This window comes from Streptomyces sp. NPDC085932 (genome assembly GCF_044540525.1).
Taxonomy (GTDB): domain Bacteria; phylum Actinomycetota; class Actinomycetes; order Streptomycetales; family Streptomycetaceae; genus Streptomyces; species Streptomyces levis.
Map to the genome: position 1 here is coordinate 1 of NZ_JBITSJ010000001.1, position 20,465 is coordinate 20,465.

At 70.5% G+C, this 20,465-nt stretch carries 13 protein-coding genes, 1 tRNA gene and 1 rRNA gene; 13 read left to right on the forward strand and 2 right to left on the reverse strand.

Annotation, left to right across the window (positions count from 1 at the left end; translation table 11 throughout):
* Window positions 1-173 precede the first annotated feature (173 nt).
* The 3 genes from rrf (at window position 174) to ACIGAQ_RS00015 (ending at window position 1,215) form a co-directional block, all read left to right on the forward strand.
* A 5S ribosomal RNA gene (rrf, locus tag ACIGAQ_RS00005) occupies window positions 174-290 on the forward strand.
* Window positions 291-404: 114 nt separating this feature from the next.
* A complete protein-coding gene (locus ACIGAQ_RS00010) occupies window positions 405-1,067 on the forward strand; it encodes a DegT/DnrJ/EryC1/StrS family aminotransferase (protein WP_311689174.1) in 663 nt (220 codons plus the stop codon).
* 72 nt (window positions 1,068-1,139) lie between these two features.
* Window positions 1,140-1,215: transfer RNA gene (locus ACIGAQ_RS00015), tRNA-Thr, on the forward strand.
* A gap of 44 nt (window positions 1,216-1,259) precedes the next feature.
* Here ACIGAQ_RS00015 and ACIGAQ_RS00020 read toward each other — a convergent pair.
* Complete coding sequence (locus ACIGAQ_RS00020; protein WP_311689158.1) at window positions 1,260-4,016, reverse strand: SpoIIE family protein phosphatase; 2,757 nt, start codon at window positions 4,014-4,016, stop codon at window positions 1,260-1,262.
* Between the two features lie 376 nt (window positions 4,017-4,392).
* On the opposite strand from ACIGAQ_RS00020, the gene ACIGAQ_RS00025 reads away from it, so the two are divergent.
* The 10 genes from ACIGAQ_RS00025 (at window position 4,393) to ACIGAQ_RS00070 (ending at window position 19,587) form a co-directional block, all read left to right on the forward strand.
* A complete protein-coding gene (locus ACIGAQ_RS00025; protein ID WP_311689160.1) occupies window positions 4,393-9,864 on the forward strand; it encodes a HAMP domain-containing protein in 5,472 nt (1,823 codons plus the stop codon).
* A gap of 307 nt (window positions 9,865-10,171) precedes the next feature.
* On the forward strand, window positions 10,172-10,852 hold the full coding sequence (locus ACIGAQ_RS00030) for a response regulator (RefSeq protein WP_311689162.1): 681 nt from the start codon (window positions 10,172-10,174) through the stop codon (window positions 10,850-10,852).
* A 127-nt stretch (window positions 10,853-10,979) separates the two neighbouring features.
* Window positions 10,980-13,739 carry a DNA translocase FtsK gene (locus ACIGAQ_RS00035; RefSeq protein ID WP_362285746.1) on the forward strand — a complete coding sequence of 920 codons (2,760 nt, stop codon included), beginning with the start codon at window positions 10,980-10,982 and terminating at the stop codon, window positions 13,737-13,739.
* A gap of 264 nt (window positions 13,740-14,003) precedes the next feature.
* Complete coding sequence (locus tag ACIGAQ_RS00040; protein ID WP_311689166.1) at window positions 14,004-14,852, forward strand: RodZ domain-containing protein; 849 nt, start codon at window positions 14,004-14,006, stop codon at window positions 14,850-14,852.
* 93 nt (window positions 14,853-14,945) lie between these two features.
* Window positions 14,946-16,427, forward strand: a complete 1,482-nt coding sequence (gene rimO / locus ACIGAQ_RS00045) for a 30S ribosomal protein S12 methylthiotransferase RimO (RefSeq protein ID WP_362285749.1) — start codon at window positions 14,946-14,948, stop codon at window positions 16,425-16,427.
* Entirely contained in the window at window positions 16,424-17,269 is an 846-nt protein-coding gene (pgsA, locus tag ACIGAQ_RS00050; RefSeq protein WP_399777963.1) for a CDP-diacylglycerol--glycerol-3-phosphate 3-phosphatidyltransferase, read from the forward strand. Before rimO ends, pgsA begins: the two co-directional genes overlap by 4 nt.
* Entirely contained in the window at window positions 17,266-17,811 is a 546-nt protein-coding gene (locus ACIGAQ_RS00055) for a CinA family protein (protein ID WP_399777965.1), read from the forward strand. Before pgsA ends, ACIGAQ_RS00055 begins: the two co-directional genes overlap by 4 nt.
* 109 nt (window positions 17,812-17,920) lie before the next feature.
* On the forward strand, window positions 17,921-18,301 hold the full coding sequence (locus ACIGAQ_RS00060) for a helix-turn-helix domain-containing protein (protein ID WP_015657463.1): 381 nt from the start codon (window positions 17,921-17,923) through the stop codon (window positions 18,299-18,301).
* Window positions 18,302-18,524: 223 nt separating this feature from the next.
* Entirely contained in the window at window positions 18,525-18,995 is a 471-nt protein-coding gene (locus tag ACIGAQ_RS00065) for a DNA starvation/stationary phase protection protein (RefSeq protein WP_311689176.1), read from the forward strand.
* Window positions 18,996-19,338: 343 nt separating this feature from the next.
* Window positions 19,339-19,587: a hypothetical protein gene (locus tag ACIGAQ_RS00070; RefSeq protein ID WP_399780606.1), complete on the forward strand. Its 249-nt coding sequence runs from the start codon at window positions 19,339-19,341 to the stop codon at window positions 19,585-19,587.
* Between the two features lie 95 nt (window positions 19,588-19,682).
* Here the strand turns inward: ACIGAQ_RS00070 and ACIGAQ_RS00075 are convergent, their stop codons facing one another.
* Entirely contained in the window at window positions 19,683-20,447 is a 765-nt protein-coding gene (locus tag ACIGAQ_RS00075) for an SDR family NAD(P)-dependent oxidoreductase (RefSeq protein WP_399777967.1), read from the reverse strand.
* Window positions 20,448-20,465 lie beyond the last annotated feature (18 nt).

Below are 20,465 nucleotides of genomic sequence, written 5' to 3' on the forward strand. Positions count from 1 at the left end.
CCAGTAGACGACTGGGTTGATAGGCCGGATATGGAAGCCAGGTAACTGGTGGAGTTGACCGGTACTAATAGGCCGAGGGCTTGTCCTCAGTTGCTCGCGTCCACTGTGTTGGTTCTGAAACCACGAACAGCCCCGTCTTTTGTGACGGTGTGGCGTTCACAGTTTCATAGTGTTTCGGTGGTTATAGCGTAGGGGAAACGCCCGGTTACATTCCGAACCCGGAAGCTAAGCCTTACAGCGCCGATGGTACTGCAGGGGGGACCCTGTGGGAGAGTAGGACGCCGCCGAACAAATATTGAAAGGGTCGGACCCGGAACTTTGTTTCCGGGTCCGACCCTTTTTTGTTGTGCGTCACTTGAAGTTCACGTTGCGCAACCAGCATGCACAACATGGGTACTGCTGCAATGCTCAGGGCCGCCGGTGTCGGACTCGGTGACGAGGTCGTCGTGCCGGCCTTCGGGAACGTCGAGGTCGCGGAGGCCGTGGCCATGGCCGGGGCGCTGCCGGTGTTCGCCGACATAGATCCCGTCACCTACTGCCTGGATGCCTCCGCGGTGGAAGCGGTGGTGACGCCGCGGACCGCGGCCGTCGTCGTCGTGCACCGCTTCGGCCGGCTCGCCGACATCGCCCGGCTCCACGGTGTGGGGCAGCGGCACGGACTGCTCGTACTGGAGCAGGGCGAGTCCGAGGCGCCCTACGACGAGATAGCCCGGCGTCGGGAGCGCGCGGCGTATCTCGACGCGAAACTGCGGGGTGTACGGACGCCGGACGACGGGGACGGGCACACGTACCAGCAGTACGTCGTGCGGGTGCCGGGCAATGGGCGGCCCGACCGGGACGCCTTCGCGCGGGCCGTGCGCGCCAGGGGAGTCGAGGCCCGGGTGCCGGTGAAGACGCCGGTGCACAGGCTGCCCGAGTTCCGGCGTTGTGTGTCCCTGCCGGAGACGGAGCGAGCTGCCGACGAGACGCTCGCTCTGCCGGTGCACGCCGCGCTCACCAAGCGGGACATGCAGCGGATCGTGTCGGCGTGCAATGCCCTCGGAGGACTGCTCCAGCCGGCGTTCTGACGTGGTTGGGAGCACGGGTCCGTTCGGGGTATGATCTATTCCGTTGCCGCGGGGGAACCCGCAAAGCAACAGGCCCCTATAGCTCAGTCGGCAGAGCGTCTCCATGGTAAGGAGAAGGTCAACGGTTCGATTCCGTTTGGGGGCTCCAGTCGAAAAGGCCCCACCCTGACGGGTGGGGCCTTTTGCGTTGTCCTAGTCCTTGTGGGGGCCCGGGACGCGCATCGCCAGGATCGCCATGTCGTCCGACGGGGCGTCCGAAGCGAAGCGTTCCACCGCGCGCATGATGCGGGCCGCGACCGCGCCGGCCGTGAGCCCCGTGCAGGTCGTCAGGACGTCGGCGAGGCCGTCGTCGCCGAGCATGCGGGTGCCCTCGCGGCGTTCGGTGACGCCGTCCGTGACGCACAGCAGGACATCGCCCGGGTCGAGCGTGACCGTCTGCTCGTAGAGCTCCAAGTCGTCGATGACGCCGAGGAGGGGCTGGGGTTCGGCGGCCGGCTCGACCGTGCCGTCCTGGCGCAGGCGCAGCGGCAGCGGGTGGCCGGCGCAGACGACCTTCAGCTCGGCGCTGCCGTCCTCCTGGGGCCGCATCTCGCCGTAGAGGAGGGTGAGGAAGCGGCTGCGGGCGCCTTCGTCGAGGATGGCGGAGTTGAGGCGTTCCAGGACCGTGGGGCCGCTGAGGCCCTCGCGGGCGAGGAGGCGCAGGGCGTGCCGGGCCAGGCCGGTCACCGCGGCCGCGTTGGGGCCCGTGCCGCAGACGTCGCCGATGGCGAAGCCGTAGGCGCCGTCGCGGATGGGGAAGACGTCGTAGAAGTCGCCGCCCACCTCGTTGCCCTCGCCGGCGGCGCGGTAGATGACCTCGACCTCGACTCCCTCGATCGTGGGGAGCTCCGGGGGGAGGAGGCTGCGCTGGAGGGACTGGCTGATGGCCGTGCGCTCGGAGTAGAGGCGGGCGTTGTCCAGGGCCAGGGCGGCTCGGCGGGAGAGGTCCTCGGCGAGTTCCAGGATCTCCTGGCGGAAGTGTTCGTCAGTGGGCTTGCCGAGGGTGAGCATGCCGATGACGCGGTTGCGCGCGACCAGGGGGAGGACGACCGTCTCGCCGCCGACGGCGGAGGCGGTGGCCAGGGTGGGGCCGATGCCGGGCTTGATCTGGTGGCTGGGGCCGCCGCTCAGCCCGAGGCTGCGCATGGAGGTGCGCAGGGCGGCCTGGTGGGCGATTTCGGCCGGGGCCGTCCAGACGCGGGCGCCGGGGGTGGGGACCGGGTCGGGCGGGGGGACCTTCGACAGCAGGGACTTGATGCCGTCGATGAGTTCCTCGTCCTCGTGCAGGACGTAGGAGAGGTACGGCTCGGAGGCCTGGTCGGCGATCGTGTAGACGGCGCACCAGGTGGCGAGGGTCGGGACGGTCATCTGGGCCATCAGGGCCAGGGTCTGGTCGCGGTCCAGGGTGCCGGCCAGCAGGTCGGAGGCCTCGACCAGGAAGCTGAGGGAGCCGCGGCGCAGGCGTTCCAGTTCGCCCAGGCGGGCCGATTCGACGGCCAGGGCGATGCGGTCGGCGGCGAACTGCAGGCGCAGGGCCTCCTCGTTGGAGTATCTGCCCGGCGCCTCGGCGGCGACTCCGAGGGAGCCGGTGAGGCGGCCTTCGACCTTCAGGGGGACCGTGACGACCGAGCGCATCCCTGTGCCGTTGAGCAGGGGGACCGCGCCGGAGACCGCCGTGAGATCGTCGTGGACGGCGGGCATGCGGGCGGAGCCGTAGCGGCCGGTGCCCGCCTCGACGGGGACGCGGGCGAAGCGCTGGCGGGCGGAGGGGAGGCCGGTGGAGGCGCGGACCTCCAGTTCCGTCTCGTCGTCCGTGGCGAGCAGCAGGAAGGCCGAGTCGCCGTCCAGCATGTCGCGGGCGCGCTCGACGGTGCGCTGGAGGAGGCCGTCGAGGTCGTCGGGGGCGGGGGAGCCGATGAACACCTCGAAGGGGTCGGTGCTCTGACCCTCGGAGCCGGTGGAGGTGTCGGAGGCGGGGACGCGCAGGGGGGTCTGCAGAACGGCCCGTTCGTGGTCCCTGACCAGGAGGCACACGGTTGACGGTTCGCCGCCGGTGTCGCGGACGCGCAGGTGGGAGGCGTAGACGGGGGTGACGCGGCCGTCGGCGTCCCGGATGCCGTAGCTGCCCTCCCAGCGGGAGAGCCGGAGTGCCTCCGCGATGCCCGTGCTGGTGCCGGGGGTGTGCGGCCAGGCGGCGAGGTCGGTCAGGGGCTTGCCGGTGACCTGCTCGGCCGGGTAGCCGAAGAGTTCCTCGGCGTCCTCGTTCCAGGCGCTGATGTGGCCGGTGCGGTCGACCTGGACGACGGCCACGCGGACCCGGCTGTCGGCGAGGGGGAGGAGGTCGGCCGGGAGGGCGGGGCCGGCGGCGCGGGTGCCGACCGTGCGGGCGGGCAGGTCGAGCTGGAACCAGACGGTCTTGTGGGTGGGGGTGTACTCGACGCCCCAGCGGCCGGCGAGGGCCGCGCAGAGCTGGAGGCCGCGGCCGCCCTCGCGGTCGGGGTTGCCCATGGTGACGGCCGCGCCCTGGAGCGGGATCTCGCGCTCGGGGTAGTGGTCGGCCACCTCGATGCGCACGCCCTCGTCGCTGCGCAGGCACAGCACGTCGGCGGAGGTGCCGGCGTGGACCACGGCGTTGGTCACCAGTTCGCTGGTGAGAACCACCGCGTCGTCGACGATGTCGGCGAAGCCCCACCCCTGGAGGGTGTCGCGGACGAAGGAGCGGGCGCTCGCGACCGAGCGCCCGACGGGCTCGAAACTGGCGGCCGCGCGCGCGGTGATCACAGAACTCCTCGACCGGTTCTCGACGTGCTGCTGGGCTGCGGGGCCGACCGGCTCGAGCCGCTGATGCGGCAGGCCGCCCGTCGGCCGGGGGTCCGGGGGCTGTCCCCCCGGGATCAGTCCGGTGGTCATGTGTGCGGCCGCCCCTCCGATGCCCGCTCGTCTTCGTGCCACCGCCCAGGCCGGACGGACCGGCGCGGCTGGACAGCCGGATGCAAGGTTACTTACCTTCGCGGTCCATGCGGATGCCGGTCTGCAGTGTTTCCGTCCGGAGGGTGTGCGGACGATGTGCGAAGCTGCCGAACTGTTATGGCCTGGTTCGGCCGGGGTGAAACACTGGGCAAGCTTCTTGTGAAGGTCAGGGCAGGCTGAGTGCACAAGGCGTACGGCGGGCAGCAGCCCCCTGGGACGGGCCCGGTGCGCAGGGCAGAGAATACGCAGTAGTAACTGGTACGCCGAGCGGTACCGCGAGCACAGAGTGACGGTCGACCCCTGCGGGAGGGACACAGTGGAGTCTGGCGCAGCGACGCGTGGCACGAAGACGCGCGCGAAGGGCGGACAGTCCCCGAGCAACCAGGGCAAGGTGCGGGGCGGCACGACCGAGGTGGACACGGCGGCCCTGAACCGGCTGATGGCGGCGCTGGTGTCCATGCGGGACGGGAACTTCCGCAAGCGGCTCACGGTGTCCGGCGACGGCGTGATGGCCGAGATCGCGGCGGTCTTCAACGAGGTGGCCGACCGCAACCTGCACCTGACGGGTGAGCTGTCGCGGGTGCGACGGATGGTGGGCCGTGAGGGCAAGCTGACCGAGCGGCTGGAGACGGGTGCCTGTGAGGGTTCCTGGGCGGCCGCGATCGACCACTCGAACGCCCTGGTCGACGACCTGGTGCGGCCGGTCTCCGAGGTCGGCCGGGTGCTGTCGGCGGTGGCGGAGGGTGATCTGTCGCCGCGCATGGACCTGCGCACGCAGACGGCGGACGGCAACAGCCAGCCGTTGCGGGGCGAGTTCCTGAAGGTCGGGCGGACCGTCAACAACCTGGTCGACCAGCTGTCGACGTTCACGGACGAGGTCACGCGCGTGGCCAGTGAGGTGGGCACCGAGGGCAAGCTGGGCGGCCAGGCACGCGTGCGCGGCATGTCGGGTTCGTGGCGGGACCTCACCGACTCCGTCAACACGATGGCGAACCGGCTGACCGCTCAGGTGAGGGACATCGCGCTGGTGACGACGGCGGTCGCCAAGGGTGATCTGTCGCGGAAGGTCACGGTCCAGGTGGCCGGCGAGATGCTGGAGCTGAAGAACACCGTCAACACGATGGTGGACCAGCTGTCGGCGTTCTCCTCCGAGGTGACCCGGGTGGCCCGTGAGGTGGGCACGGAGGGCGCGCTGGGCGGTCAGGCGCAGGTGCCCGGGGTCGACGGTGTGTGGAAGGAACTCACCGATTCGGTGAACACCATGGCCGGGAACCTCACGGCCCAGGTGCGCGGGATCGCGGAGGTGACGACGGCGGTCGCCAACGGTGACCTGTCCCGCAAGGTGACCGTGCCGGCCCGCGGCGAGGTCGCGCAGCTCGCCGACACGATCAACCAGATGACCGAGACGCTGCGGATCTTCGCGGACGAGGTCACGCGGGTGGCCAACGAGGTCGGTGCCGAGGGGCGGCTGGGCGGTCAGGCGAACGTGCCGGGCGCGGCGGGGACGTGGAAGGACCTCACCGACTCGGTGAACACGGTCTTCCGGAACCTGACCACTCAGGTGCGGGACATCGCCGCCGTGACGACGGCCGTGGCCAACGGCGATCTGTCGCAGAAGGTCACCGTCGACGTGGCCGGCGAGATGCTGGAGCTGAAGAACACCGTCAACACGATGGTGGACCAGCTCTCCTCCTTCGGTGCCGAAGTGACGCGTGTGGCGCGGGAGATCGGTGTCGAGGGCGAGCTGGGCGGTCAGGCGCAGGTGCCGGGCGCGGCGGGGACGTGGAAGGACCTGACCGACTCCGTCAACACGGCGTTCCGCAACCTCACCGGTCAGGTGCGCAACATCGCGCAGGTCACGACGGCGGTGGCCAACGGCGATCTGTCGCAGAAGGTCACGGTCGACGTCTCCGGCGAGATGCTCAAGCTGAAGAACACCGTGAACACGATGGTGGACCAGCTGTCGAGCTTCGCCGACCAGGTGACGCGGATGGCCCGGGACGTGGGCACGGAGGGCCGGCTCGGCGGTCAGGCCCGGGTCGACGGCGTGTCGGGCACCTGGAAGGAGCTCACCGACTCCGTCAACTCGATGGCCGGCAACCTCACCTCCCAGGTGCGCAACATCGCCCAGGTGACGACGGCCGTGGCGCGGGGCGACCTGTCGCAGAAGATCGACGTGGACGCGCGCGGGGAGATCCTGGAGCTGAAGAACACCATCAACACGATGGTCGACCAGCTCTCGGCCTTCGCCGAGCAGGTGACGCGGGTGGCCCGCGAGGTGGGTACGGACGGGCGGCTGGGAGGTCAGGCGCAGGTGCCCGGCGTGGCCGGTGTGTGGCGCGACCTGACCGACTCGGTGAACGGCATGGCCGGCAACCTCACCGCGCAGGTGCGCAACATCGCCCAGGTGGCGACCGCGGTGGCCCGGGGTGACCTGTCGCAGAAGATCACCGTGGACGCGCGCGGGGAGATCCTGGAGCTGAAGAACACCTTGAACACGATGGTGGACCAGCTGTCGTCGTTCGCCCAGGAGGTCACGCGTGTGGCCCGTGAGGTGGGTACGGAGGGCATCCTGGGCGGCCAGGCCGAGGTGCAGGGCGTCTCCGGCACCTGGAAGGACCTCACCCAGTCGGTGAACGGCATGGCCAACAACCTGACCATCCAGGTGCGCAACATCGCCGAGGTCACGACTGCGGTCGCCCGGGGCGATCTGTCGAAGAAGATCACCGTTGACGCCAAGGGCGAGATCCTGGAGCTGGTGACGACGGTCAACACGATGGTCGACCAGCTGTCGTCGTTCGCCGAGCAGGTGACCCGGGTCGCCCGCGAGGTGGGCACCGAGGGCATCCTGGGCGGCCAGGCGCACGTGCCCGGCGTCACGGGCATCTGGAAGGACCTGAGCGACAACGTCAACCTGATGGCCAAGAACCTCACCACTCAGGTGCGCAACATCTCCCAGGTCTCGGCGGCGGTCGCCAACGGTGACCTGACGCGGCAGGTCACCATCGAGGCCCGCGGCGAGGTCGCCCAGCTCGCGGACACCATCAACACGATGGTGAAGACGCTGAGTTCGTTCGCCGAGCAGGTCACCAAGGTGGCCCGTGAGGTGGGCACGGACGGCATCCTCGGCGGGCAGGCACACGTGCCGGGTGTGGCCGGCACGTGGAAGGACCTGACCGAGTCCGTGAACCAGATGGCGTCCAACCTGACCGGCCAGGTCCGCAACATCGCCCTGGTCACCACGGCGATCGCCAAGGGTGACCTGAGCAAGAAGATCGACATCGACGCGCGGGGCGAGATCCTCGAGCTGAAGACGACCATCAACACGATGGTCGACCAGCTGTCGTCGTTCGCCGAGGAGGTCACCCGGGTGGCCCGCGAGGTGGGCACCGAGGGGCAGCTGGGCGGCCAGGCGCGCGTGCGGGACGTGGACGGCACCTGGCGGGACCTGACGGAGTCCGTGAACGAGATGGCCGGGAACCTCACCCGGCAGGTGCGGGCCATCGCGCGTGTGGCGACGGCGGTGACCCGCGGCGATCTGAACCTGAAGATCGACGTGGACGCCTCCGGGGAGATCCAGGAGCTCCAGGATTACATCAACAAGATGATCGCCAACCTGCGCGACACCACGATCGCCAACAAGGAGCAGGACTGGCTCAAGGGCAACCTGGCCCGCATCTCGGCGCTGATGCAGGGACGGCGGGACCTGGAGGACGTGGCCTCGCTGATCATGAGCGAGCTGACGCCGGTGGTGTCGGCCCAGCACGGCGCGTTCTTCCTGGCCATGCCGCTGGTCGACGGCGAGGACATGAACGCCGCGGACGAGGACCAGTACGAGCTGCGCATGCTCGGCAGTTACGGCTACTCGATGGGCTCCATGCCGACGTCGTTCCGGCCCGGTGAGGCGCTGATCGGGACGGCCGCCACGGAGAAGCGCACGATCCTGGTGGAGAACGCGCCCAGCGGCTACCTGAAGATCTCCTCGGGACTCGGCGAGGCGCCGCCCGCGCAGGTGATCGTGCTGCCGGTGCTGTTCGAGGGCAAGGTCCTCGGCGTGATCGAGCTGGCGTCGTTCACGCCGTTCACGCAGATCCAGAAGGACTTCCTGAACCAGATCGCGGAGATGATCGCCACCAGCGTCAACACGATCTCCGTCAACACCAAGACGGAGCTGCTGCTGGCGCAGTCGCAGGAGTTGACCGAGCAACTGCGCGAGCGTTCGGCCGAGTTGGAGCAGCGGCAGAAGGCGCTGCAGGCGTCCAACGCCGAACTGGAGGAGAAGGCCGAGCTGCTGGCCCAGCAGAACCGCGACATCGAGGTGAAGAACACCGAGATCGAGGAGGCGCGGCAGGTCCTGGAGGAGCGTGCCGAGCAGCTCGCGGTGTCGATGCGCTACAAGAGCGAGTTCCTCGCGAACATGTCGCACGAGCTGCGCACGCCGCTCAACTCGCTGCTGATCCTGGCCAAGCTGCTGGCCGACAACGCCGAGGGGAACCTCTCCCCGAAGCAGGTGGAGTTCGCCGAGACGATCCACGGGGCCGGTTCGGACCTGCTCCAGCTCATCAACGACATCCTCGACCTGTCGAAGGTCGAGGCGGGCAAGATGGACGTCTCCCCGACGCGGATCGCGCTGGTCCAGCTCGTGGACTACGTGGAGGCCACCTTCCGGCCGCTGACCGCGGAGAAGGGCCTGGACCTGTCCGTGCGGGTCTCCCCGGAGCTGCCCGCCACGCTGCACACCGACGAGCAGCGGCTGCTGCAGGTGCTGCGCAATCTGCTGTCCAACGCGGTGAAGTTCACCGATTCGGGTTCGGTGGAGCTGGTCATCAGGCCGGCGCGGGACGACGTGCCGCAGAAGATCCGGGAGCAGCTGCTGGAGACGGGGTCGCTGACCGACCCGGACGCCGGGCTGATCGCGTTCTCCGTGACCGACACCGGGATCGGTATCGCGTCCAGCAAGATGCGGGTGATCTTCGAGGCGTTCAAGCAGGCCGACGGCACGACCAGCCGCAAGTACGGCGGCACGGGCCTGGGGCTGTCCATCTCGCGGGAGATCGCGCAGCTGCTGGGCGGCGAGATCCACGCCCAGAGCGAGCCGGGCCGCGGTTCGACGTTCACGCTGTATCTGCCGCTGCACCCGAGCGAGCTGCCGCCGCAGGGCTACCAGCAGCAGCTGCCCGCCCTGGAGGCCGGTGACCTGGTGGCGTCCAAGGCAGAGCCGGCCGAGCTGTCCGACGCGGAGGTCGAGACGCCGGCCGAGGTGACGTCGTACCGCGAGACGCAGAACGGGCCGGCGGCCCTGTTCCGGCGGCGGCGCCGGATGCCGGAGCTGGAGGCCCGCCCGGCGCAGCCCGAGCAGTGGACGCCCGCCGAGCCGGAGGCGGCGCCGCGGCCGCAGCGGGGCATCCGGTTCGGGGGCGAGAAGGTCCTGATCGTCGACGACGACATCCGCAACGTCTTCGCGCTGACGAGCGTCCTGGAGCAGCACGGCCTGTCGGTGCTGTACGCCGAGAACGGCCGTGAGGGCATCGAGGTCCTGGAGCAGCACGACGACGTGGCGGTCGTCCTGATGGACATCATGATGCCCGAGATGGACGGGTACGCGACGACGACGGCGATCCGCAGGATGCCGCAGTTCGCCGGATTGCCGATCATCGCGCTGACGGCCAAGGCGATGAAGGGCGACCGCGAGAAGGCGATCGAGTCGGGCGCCTCCGACTACGTCACGAAGCCGGTCGACCCCGATCACCTGCTGACGGTGATGGATCAGTGGATGCGGGGGGAATGAGGGGATCCGTGGACCGTTGCGCGACTGTGCGGGGAAGGTTCGGTGTTCACACGGAGTCGCCGACCGGGTGTGCGCATAGTCGTGTAGAAGTACGAGTTCCGGGGAACCTTCTGGTCTCCTGCTGCGTTTCTGCTACGTGCACAGTGACATCACGGTGACAGGGTGTGGCGACGGGCGGGGTGCGGCTACGATGACCGGCACAAGGACGGACGGCGCAAGGAAGTCGTCCGCTGAGGCGGCACCCACCGGTGCATCCTCAGGTCCTGTGGACAGGGGAGGCCCCAAGCCGGGGCGAGGAGGGCGGGCCATGGTGCAGAAGGCCAAGATCCTCCTGGTCGATGACCGGCCGGAGAATCTGCTTGCGCTGGAGGCGATCCTCTCTGCGCTCGATCAGACGCTGGTGCGGGCATCGTCCGGGGAGGAAGCGCTCAAAGCGCTGCTCACGGACGACTTCGCGGTGATCCTGCTGGACGTCCAGATGCCGGGCATGGACGGCTTCGAGACGGCCGCGCACATCAAGCGGCGCGAGCGGACCCGGGACATCCCGATCATCTTCCTCACGGCGATCAACCACGGCCCGCACCACACCTTCCGGGGCTACGCGGCGGGCGCGGTCGACTACATCTCCAAGCCGTTCGACCCGTGGGTGCTGCGTGCGAAGGTCTCCGTCTTCGTCGAGCTGTACATGAAGAACTGCCAGCTGCGGGAGCAGGCGTCGCTGCTGCGGCTCCAGTTGGAGGGCGGCGGCAAGGACGCGGACGGCGAGGCCAAGGAGTCGGCCGGGCTGCTTGCGGAGCTGTCCGCGCGACTGGCCGCCGTCGAGGAGCAGGCTGAAGCGCTGACCAAGCAGCTCAACGACGAGTCGACGGACGCCGCCGCGGTGGCCACGGCGGCTCATCTGGAGCGCAAGCTCACGGGGTTGCGGCGGGCGCTGGACGCCCTGGAGCCCGGCACCGGCAGCACCTCCTCGGTGTCCTCGCAGAACTGACCCACGCGGACGCGGCGTTGCCCGTCCATGACCGCGCGTCAGTTTCGCGCCTCTCCCGGAGCGACACGAACGGGTGAAGCGGCAGGCACACGTGTCCCCCGTCGTCTCCCCCGGTAACCTCACACCCATGGCCTCACGTCCCTCCGCAGCCAGGAAGCCGCCGGCGAAGAAGGCGGCCGCTTCCGCGAAGGCCCCGGCGAAGAAGGCCGCTGCCAAAAAGGCTCCCGCTAAGAAGGCGCCCGCCAGGAAGGCCGCGGCCAAGAAGGTCGCGCCCAGACCGGCCCCCAGCCCCACCGGAGGCGTCTACCGGCTCGTGCGTGCCGTGTGGCTCGGCGTGGCGCACGCCGTCGGTGCCGTCTTCCGCGGCATAGGGCAGGGCGCCAAGAACCTCGACCCGGCCCACCGCAAGGACGGCGTCGCCCTGCTGCTGCTCGCCATCGCGCTGATCGTCGCCGCCGGCACCTGGGCCGACCTCAAGGGCCCCGTCGGCGACCTGGTCGAGATCCTGGTGACCGGTGCCTTCGGCCGGCTCGACCTGCTGGTGCCGATCCTGCTCGCCGTCATCGCCGTGCGCTTCATCCGCCACCCGGAGAAACCCGAGGCGAACGGGCGCATCGTCATCGGCCTGTCCGCGCTCGTCATCGGCGTGCTCGGTCAGGTGCACATCGCCTGCGGCTCACCCGCGCGCGCCGACGGCATGCAGGCCATAAGGGACGCCGGCGGCCTGATCGGCTGGGCCATGGCCACCCCGCTGTCGTACACCATGGGCGACGTGCTGGCCGTGCCGCTGCTGGTGCTGCTGACGATCTTCGGGCTGCTGGTCGTCACGGCCACCCCGGTCGCGGCCATCCCGCAGCGGCTGCGGCTGCTCGGCGTCCGGCTCGGCATCCTGCGCGACCCGGCCGAGGACGCCTACGGCTACGCGGAGGACGACGACGAGCGCTACGAGGAGCAGTGGCGCGAGGCGCTGCCCGCGCGCCCGCGCGGCAGGCGCGCGCCTGCGCCCGCGGCGTACGACCCCGACAGCGCCGAGGAGGAGGCCCTCACGCGGCGCCGGGGCCGCCCCCGGCGCTCGGCCGTGCCGCAGCCCGACATGGACCGGCCCCGGGACGCCGTGGACGTCGCCGCCGCGGCCGCCGCGGCGCTCGACGGCGCCGTGCTGCACGGCATGCCGCCCTCCCCGGTCGTCGCCGACCTCACCCAGGGCGTACGGGTGGGCGACCAGGAGGCGACCACGCCGACGCCGGTCCCGGCCGCCCGGCCCCAGCAGGACCCGCCCCGGCCGGAGCAGCCGCAGCAGGACGAGCCCGCGCCGCAGAAGCCCAGGGCGGGCGTCCGCGACCTCACCAAGGCCCCGCCGGCCGAACCCCGCGAGCTGCCCCCGCGTGCCGAGCAGCTCCAGCTGTCCGGTGACATCACCTACGCGCTGCCCTCGCTGGACCTGCTGGAGCGCGGCGGTCCGGGCAAGGCCCGCAGCGCCGCCAACGACGCCATAGTCGCCGCGCTGACCACCGTCTTCACCGAGTTCAAGGTCGACGCCCGGGTCACCGGCTTCACCCGCGGGCCGACGGTCACCCGCTACGAAGTCGAACTCGGCCCCGCCGTGAAGGTCGAGCGGATCACCGCGCTGGCCAAGAACATCGCCTACGCCGTCGCCAGCCCGGACGTGCGGATCATCAGCCCGATCCCCGGCAAGTCCGCGGTCGGCATCGAGATCCCGAACACCGACCGCGAGATGGTCAACCTCGGTGACGTGCTGCGTCTCGCGGAGTCCGCGGAGGACGACGACCCGATGCTGGTCGCCTTCGGCAAGGACGTCGAGGGCGGCTACGTCATGCACTCGCTGGCGAAGATGCCGCACATGCTGGTCGCCGGTGCCACCGGCTCCGGCAAGTCGTCCTGCATCAACTGCCTGATCACCTCGATCATGATGCGGGCGACCCCCGAGGACGTCCGGATGATCCTCGTCGACCCCAAGCGGGTCGAGCTGACCGCCTACGAGGGCATCCCGCATCTGATCACGCCGATCATCACCAACCCCAAGCGCGCCGCCGAGGCGCTCCAGTGGGTCGTGCGCGAGATGGACCTGCGCTACGACGACCTGGCCGCCTACGGCTACCGGCACATCGACGACTTCAACAAGGCCGTGCGCGAGGGCAAGGTCAAGCCGCCCGAGGGCAGCGAGCGCGAGCTCCAGCCGTACCCCTACCTGCTGGTCATCGTGGACGAGCTGGCCGACCTGATGATGGTGGCGCCCCGGGACGTCGAGGACGCGATCGTGCGCATCACCCAGCTCGCGCGCGCGGCCGGCATCCACCTGGTGCTCGCCACGCAGCGGCCCTCGGTGGACGTCGTCACCGGCCTGATCAAGGCGAACGTGCCCTCCCGGCTCGCCTTCGCCACCTCCTCGCTGGCCGACTCGCGGGTCATCCTCGACCAGCCCGGCGCCGAGAAGCTCATCGGCAAGGGCGACGGGCTGTTCCTGCCGATGGGGGCCAACAAGCCCACCCGTATGCAGGGCGCCTTCGTGACGGAGGCCGAGGTCGCGGCGGTCGTGCAGCACTGCAAGGACCAGATGACGCCGGTCTTCCGGGACGACGTCGTCGTCGGCACCAAGCAGAAGAAGGAGATCGACGAGGACATCGGCGACGACCTCGACCTGCTGTGCCAGGCGGCCGAACTGGTCGTCTCCACGCAGTTCGGCTCGACGTCCATGCTCCAGCGCAAACTGCGCGTGGGCTTCGCCAAGGCCGGACGGCTGATGGACCTCATGGAGTCCCGGAACATCGTCGGGCCGAGCGAAGGTTCGAAGGCTCGTGACGTTCTTGTGAAGCCTGACGAGCTGGATGGCGTGCTCGCCCTGATCCGGGGGGAGTCTGATGGGTAGGGAAGCGGGGCACGGTCGTCGACTCGCGCGGCGTGTACGGCAATCGGGTGTCCTGATCGTGACTCATCCGTAAGGGATCATTGAGCAACCGTTTCCCTTCGGCGTACGTCAAGTTGAGCGAAGCGAAAAGCAGTGACCTCACCATCGGAATGTCGGGCCATTCCGATGGCGTACAAAGTGACACCGCCCGGTTGCCCCACCCTTTTGTACCCCCCCTAGACTGAACCTCCAGCACAGGCGGCTATACGCTCGAAAGGCGCCCCCGTGTCCATCGGCAACTCCCCTGAAGACGAGCGTCCGTTCGAAGACGAGCGCGTCGAAGCAGACCGCGAGGAAGCCCGCCCCTCCATCGGCCGTGCCCTGCAGCAGGCTCGTATCGCCGCCGGGCTGACCGTCGACGACGTCAGCAGCGCCACCCGGGTCCGTATGAACATCGTGCACGCCATCGAGGCGGACGACTTCACCCCCTGCGGTGGTGACGTCTACGCCCGTGGCCACATCAGGACCCTCGCCAAGGCCGTCCATCTCGACCCGGAGCCCCTGCTCGCCCAGTACGGCGAGGAACACGGCGGGCGCCCGGCACCGACCCCGGCGGCTCCCCTCTTCGAGGCGGAGCGCATCCGTCCCGAGCGGCGGGGCCCCAACTGGACCGCGGCGATGGTCGCCGCGATCGTCGCCGTGATCGGCTTCGTCGGCTTCACCATGTTCCAGGGCGGTGACGACGGCGGCAGCGAGGCGAACGTCGCCGAGGGCTCCACGCCCAGCGACTCCGCCTCTCCGACCACCAAGACCAAGAAGCCCGTCGATCCCGAGCCGGAACCCTCCGACAGCGCGATCGCCGCCGCGCCGCAGGACAAGGTGACGGTCCAGGTGGCCGCCGTCGACGGTCGCAGCTGGATCGCCGCGCGGGACCACAACAACCGGATGCTGTTCGACGGAGTCCTCAAGCAGGGCGACTCCAAGACCTTCCAGGACAGCTCCAAGATCCACCTCGTCCTCGGGGACGCCGGGGCGATCGACCTCTTCGTCAACGGCAAGAAGATCGAGGACGACTTCCAGCCCGGCGCCGTCGAACGCCTCACGTACACCAAGGGCGACCCCGAGGCCGGGTGACAGGCCTCGAAGGGGGCAGCGGGTACGGGGTTGGCCGTGATCGGCCAACCCCGTCGACGTGGGGTGTCAGCGGGACGAAGTACTCTTGAGCCCATGCCTGAACGCCGTACCGTCGCACTCGTCACCCTTGGCTGCGCCCGTAACGAGGTGGACTCGGAGGAGCTCGCAGGCCGTTTGGAGGCGGACGGCTGGCAGCTCGTGGAGGACGCCGAGGAAGCCGACGTCGCCGTCGTGAACACCTGCGGCTTCGTCGAGGCCGCCAAGAAGGACTCCGTCGACGCCCTCCTGGAGGCCAACGACCTCAAGGGGCACGGCAGAACCCAGGCCGTCGTGGCGGTGGGCTGCATGGCCGAGCGGTACGGCAAGGAGCTGGCCGAGGCCCTGCCCGAAGCCGACGGCGTGCTCGGCTTCGACGACTACGCGGACATCTCCGACCGCCTCCAGACCATCCTCAACGGCGGCATCCACGCCTCGCACACCCCGCGGGACCGGCGCAAGCTGCTGCCGATCAGCCCGGCCCAGCGGCAGGAGTCCGCCACGGAGGTCGCGTTGCCCGGGCACGCACCGGCCGACCTCCCGGAAGGCCTCGCCCCGGCCTCCGGCCCGCGCGCGCCGCTGCGCCGCCGGCTGGACGGCTCCCCGGTCGCCTCCGTGAAGCTGGCCTCCGGCTGCGACCGGCGCTGCACCTTCTGCGCCATCCCGTCCTTCCGCGGCTCCTTCATCTCACGCCGGCCCTCCGACGTCCTGAACGAGACGCGGTGGCTCGCCGAGCAGGGCGTGAAGGAGGTGATGCTGGTCTCCGAGAACAACACCTCCTACGGCAAGGACCTGGGCGACATCCGCCTGCTGGAGTCGCTGCTGCCGGAGCTCGCCGAGGTCGACGGCATCGAGCGCGTGCGCGTCAGCTACCTCCAGCCGGCCGAGATGCGTCCCGGCCTCATCGACGTGCTGACCTCGACCCCGAAGGTCGCGCCCTACTTCGACCTGTCCTTCCAGCACTCCGCGCCCGGCGTGCTCCGCGCGATGCGCCGCTTCGGCGACACCGACCGCTTCCTGGAACTGCTCGACACCATCCGCGCCAAGGCCCCTCAGGCCGGTGTGCGCTCCAACTTCATCGTCGGCTTCCCCGGGGAGAGCGAGGCCGACCTCGCCGAGCTGGAGCGCTTCCTGAACGGCGCGCGCCTGGACGCCATCGGCGTCTTCGGCTACTCCGACGAGGAGGGCACCGAGGCGGCCGGCTACGACAACAAGCTCGACGAGGACGTCGTCGCCGAGCGTCTGGCCCGCGTCTCGCGGCTCGCCGAGGAACTCGTCTCGCAGCGCGCCGAGGAGCGGGTCGGCGAGACCGTCCACGTCCTCGTCGAGTCCGTCGGCGAGGAGGACGGCGTGTACGGCCGTGCGGCGCACCAGGCGCCCGAGACGGACGGCCAGGTGCTCCTCACGAGCGGCGCGGGACTGACCGTCGGCCGTATGGTCGAGGCGAAGGTGGTCGGTACGGAGGGTGTCGACCTGGTGGCCGAGCCGCTCCCCGGCTCGTTCGCGTCGCCTTCGTCGAGTGAGGAGGCGGGCAGATGACGGGTGTCCCGGCATCCGCGGCGGGAGGCTCCTCCGGCGCGAGGAGGACCGCCGCCGGTGCGGCGTCCACGGCCGCCGAGAAGTCTTCCGGGGCGGTGGTGGGGCACAACCCGGTGCCGCCGGCCGAGAGCGGGGCATCCGGAGCCGCCGGGGGTGAGGCTCTCGTCCGCGAGGACGCTGCGGGGACCGGTGCCGGCGCCCGGGGCGACGACAGGCCCGCGCGGGGGGCGAAGCTGGCGGCCGCGGCCGTGAACCAGGCCAGCGTCTGGAACGTCGCCAACCTGCTGACCATGCTCCGGCTGATCCTCGTGCCGGCGTTCGTCGCGCTGATGCTCGCGGACGGCGGCTACGACCCGGCGTGGCGTTCCCTGGCCTGGGCCGCCTTCGCCATCGCCATGATCACGGACCTCTTCGACGGTCACCTGGCGCGCACCTACAACCTGGTCACGGACTTCGGGAAGATCGCCGACCCCATCGCCGACAAGGCGATCATGGGAGCGGCGCTGATCTGTCTGTCCGCCCTCGGCGATCTGCCCTGGTGGGTGACCGGCGTGATCCTCGGCCGGGAACTGGGGGTCACCCTGCTGCGTTTCCTCGTCATCCGGTACGGCGTCATCCCCGCCAGCCGCGGGGGCAAGCTCAAGACGCTCACCCAGGGCATCGCCGTGGGCATGTACGTGCTGGCGCTGACGGGCTGGCTGGCCACCCTGCGGTGGTGGGTGATGGCCGCGGCGGTCGTCCTGACCGTGGCGACCGGGCTGGACTATGTGAAACAGGCCATTGTGCTGCGCAGGCGGGGAATCGCCGCGCGCAAGGCGGCGTTGGAGGAGAAGGAAGCGTGAGTTCCACGGCCACCGACGTGGTGCGACTACTCACAGTGAGGGGCGAGACGCTCGCCGTCGCGGAGTCGCTGACCGGTGGCCTCGTGGCGGCGGACATCACATCGGTGCCCGGGGCGTCCAAGGTCTTCCGGGGCTCGGTGACCGCCTACGCCACCGAACTGAAGCAGGAGCTGCTCGGCGTCGACGCCACCCTGCTGGCGGCACGCGGAGCGGTGGATCCGCAGGTCGCGGCCCAGATGGCGGCCGGCGTCCGCAAGGCGCTCGGCGCGGACTGGGGCATCGCGACCACCGGCGTGGCGGGTCCCGACCCGCAGGACGGACAGGCCGTCGGGACGGTCTTCGTCGCCGTGGACGGCCCGCTCGCACCGGATTCCGGTTCTGCCGGCGGCGGAAAAGTGGAGGGTCTGCGGTTGAACGGCGACCGCGCGGAAATTCGTAGAGAGAGTGTACGGAGCGTACTCGCACTGCTCCTGACGGAGCTTGCGGGCGAACAGACTGGGAATGAGCGGGCACAGGATACGGAACGGAACGGGGGGTTTTGATGTTTGCAGCCCTGAGTGAACACGACATCGCTCCCCGCACGGCCGCGGCGCAAGGCGGTACGGTGGGGCGTAATGGATGCGGCTACGCGGTCCGAGGAGGGAGCCACCGATGATTCTGCTCCGTCGCCTGCTGGGTGACGTGCTGCGTCGGCAGCGCCAGCGCCAGGGCCGTACTCTGCGCGAAGTCTCCTCGTCCGCCCGAGTCTCACTCGGCTATCTCTCCGAGGTGGAGCGGGGGCAGAAGGAGGCTTCCTCCGAGCTGCTCTCCGCCATCTGCGACGCGCTGGACGTACGGATGTCCGAGCTCATGCGGGAAGTGAGCGACGAGCTCGCCCTCGCCGAGCTGGCCCAGTCTGCTGCGGCCACCCCCAGCGAGCCCGTGCCCACGTCGGTGCGACCGATGCTGGGCTCCGTCTCGGTGACCGGTGTGCCACCGGAACGGGTGACGATCAAGGCGCCCGCCGAGGCGGTGGACGTCGTCGCCGCGTGACGCCCCGCGCGTACGTGGCATGAACGGGCGGCGCCGATCGGGCGCCGGGATGTGGTGAGGCCCCGGCCGGGGTTCTCCGGGAGATCCGGAGGAGAGTCGGTCGGGGTTTTCGCTTGCCCGCGTGCGAGTGCGGCCACTCGGTCCGGTTTGTGTGCGTTTGCCCGTGTGGCGTGCGGCCGTCATCGTTGAGGGGATGGCCGGGGAACAGTCCACGGAGGTGCGGATGTACGTCGTGAAGAGCCCGTTGTCGGACGCGAGCCTGAAGACCGTGTCCGAGGCGCTGCAGGGCGCTCTCGTCGATCTGGTGGACCTCGCCCTCGTGGCGAAGCAGATCCACTGGAACGTGGTGGGGCCGCGCTTCCGGTCCGTGCATCTCCAGCTCGACGAGGTCGTCGACACCGCGCGGACGTACTCCGACACCGTCGCCGAGCGCGCCGCGGCCCTGGGCATCCCGCCGGACGGGCGAGCCGCGACGGTGGCCGTCGGCAGCGGGATCGGAGTGACGCCCGAGGGGTGGGTCGACGACACGACCGCGGTGAGCACGCTCGTCGAGGCGCTGGGCGCGGTGATCGCGCGGATGCGGGAGCGGGTCGAGGCGACCGGGGAGCCGGATCCGGTGAGTCAGGACATCTTCATCCAGATCACGGGGGACCTGGAGAAGCATCACTGGATGTTCCAGGCCGAGAACGGGTGATCGCCGTCCCGGCGCACGTGAACGCCGCAGCGAGCGACGAGCCGGCGCGTCTCGCCGCTCGGGGGTGCGGGGTGTGGTGCGCCAGGGGGCGTGGCGGGGCGCGCTGTGTGCGGGGGCGGGGTGGGGTGCGCCGTGCGTCTGGGTGCGGCGGAATGCGCCGCGCGTGGGGGTGCGGCGGGGCGCGCCGTGTGCGCGATGCGTCTGTGTGCCGGTGGTGCGCCCTGTGCGCGGGCTCGGGCACCCGAATAGCGTCCGGCTGGAGGTGGCGGCCATGGCGGGGATAGGGCGCCCGGGGGGACCTCAGGGCCGGAGGGCTCGGGGCTGGGGGGCTCGGAGTCGGGGACTGCGTGGCTGGGGGGTGCGGGGGGCGGTGCTGGGGCTCGGGGTGCTGTGGTGGTGGGCCGTGGTGCGGCTGGCGGTGGCGCCCGGCGCGGGGGCGCTGGAGGCGACGGTGGCCGCCGGGGGGTGGGGGCTGAGCGTGCTGCCGGTGCATTGCGTGCCGAAGGGGCGGGCCGGCGGGGTGGTGGTCGGTGCGGGGCGGTTGCGGAGGGCTTTGGGGGTGGGGGTGCGGGGGGTGCTTCGGCGGGGGTGAGCTTTGGGGTGATGGCTGACGGCTGACGGCTGACGGGGGTGACGGGTGGCCGTAGTGGGGTGGGCGGCAGGGGCGTGGGGTGTGCCGCTCGGGAATCACCACGGCATCGCCACACCCCCGTTCGGGCGAAGGATCTGCCCCGTCGTGAAGGCCGATGCGTCGGACGCCAGGTGCAGGACCGCGTGGGCGACGTCCTCGGGCTCGCCGACCCGGCCCAGGGGTGACATACGAGCCATGGCCGCCTCCGTACGGGCTTGAGCCCCGTTGTCGTGGCGGTCGGTCATCGGCGTGCGGATCCAGCCCGGTGCGACCGCGTTGACGCGGATGCCGTACCGGCCGACCTCGGTCGCGAGGGTCCTCGTCAGCTGGACCACCGCCGCCTTGGCCGCGCCGTAGCAGAGCAGTCCCGGGGCGCCGGTGTCCACGGCGCCCGACGCCATGGTGACGATGCTGCCCGGGGTGCCGCGCGCGATCATCAGGCGGGCCGCCTCCTGGCACGCGTACAGCACGCCCTTGAAGTTCACGGCGAGCACCCGGTCGAGGTCCTCGTCCCGGGTCTCCAGCACGGGGCTGCTGTGCATGATGCCGGCGACCGCGGCCAGGACGTCCAGGCGTTCGCAGGAGGTGACGGCCTGGCGCAGCCCCGCGCGGTCGGTGACGTCCAGGAGGAGGGTGCGGACCGTGCCGCCGCCGGCCTCGATGAGGGCTGCCGTGGCGTGCAGGCCCTCGGGGTCGCGGTCCGCGCAGTGCACGGTGGCCCCCGCCTCGGCCAGCAGGAGGGCACTGGCGCGGCCGATGCCACTCGCGGCGCCGGTGACGAAGGCGGTGCGGCCGGTGAGGTCGTACGCCGGGACGGGCATACGGGGACCGTACGAGCG

Coding starts and splice junctions, on each gene's coding strand:
- ACIGAQ_RS00010 (WP_311689174.1), top strand. CDS start 405: ATGCTCAGGGCCGCCGGTGTCGGACTCGGTGACGAGGTCGTCGTGCCG.
- ACIGAQ_RS00020 (WP_311689158.1), bottom strand. CDS start 4,016: ATGACCACCGGACTGATCCCGGGGGGACAGCCCCCGGACCCCCGGCCG.
- ACIGAQ_RS00030 (WP_311689162.1), top strand. CDS start 10,172: ATGGTGCAGAAGGCCAAGATCCTCCTGGTCGATGACCGGCCGGAGAAT.
- ACIGAQ_RS00035 (WP_362285746.1), top strand. CDS start 10,980: ATGGCCTCACGTCCCTCCGCAGCCAGGAAGCCGCCGGCGAAGAAGGCG.
- rimO (WP_362285749.1), top strand. CDS start 14,946: ATGCCTGAACGCCGTACCGTCGCACTCGTCACCCTTGGCTGCGCCCGT.
- pgsA (WP_399777963.1), top strand. CDS start 16,424: ATGACGGGTGTCCCGGCATCCGCGGCGGGAGGCTCCTCCGGCGCGAGG.
- ACIGAQ_RS00060 (WP_015657463.1), top strand. CDS start 17,921: ATGATTCTGCTCCGTCGCCTGCTGGGTGACGTGCTGCGTCGGCAGCGC.
- ACIGAQ_RS00065 (WP_311689176.1), top strand. CDS start 18,525: ATGTACGTCGTGAAGAGCCCGTTGTCGGACGCGAGCCTGAAGACCGTG.
- ACIGAQ_RS00075 (WP_399777967.1), bottom strand. CDS start 20,447: ATGCCCGTCCCGGCGTACGACCTCACCGGCCGCACCGCCTTCGTCACC.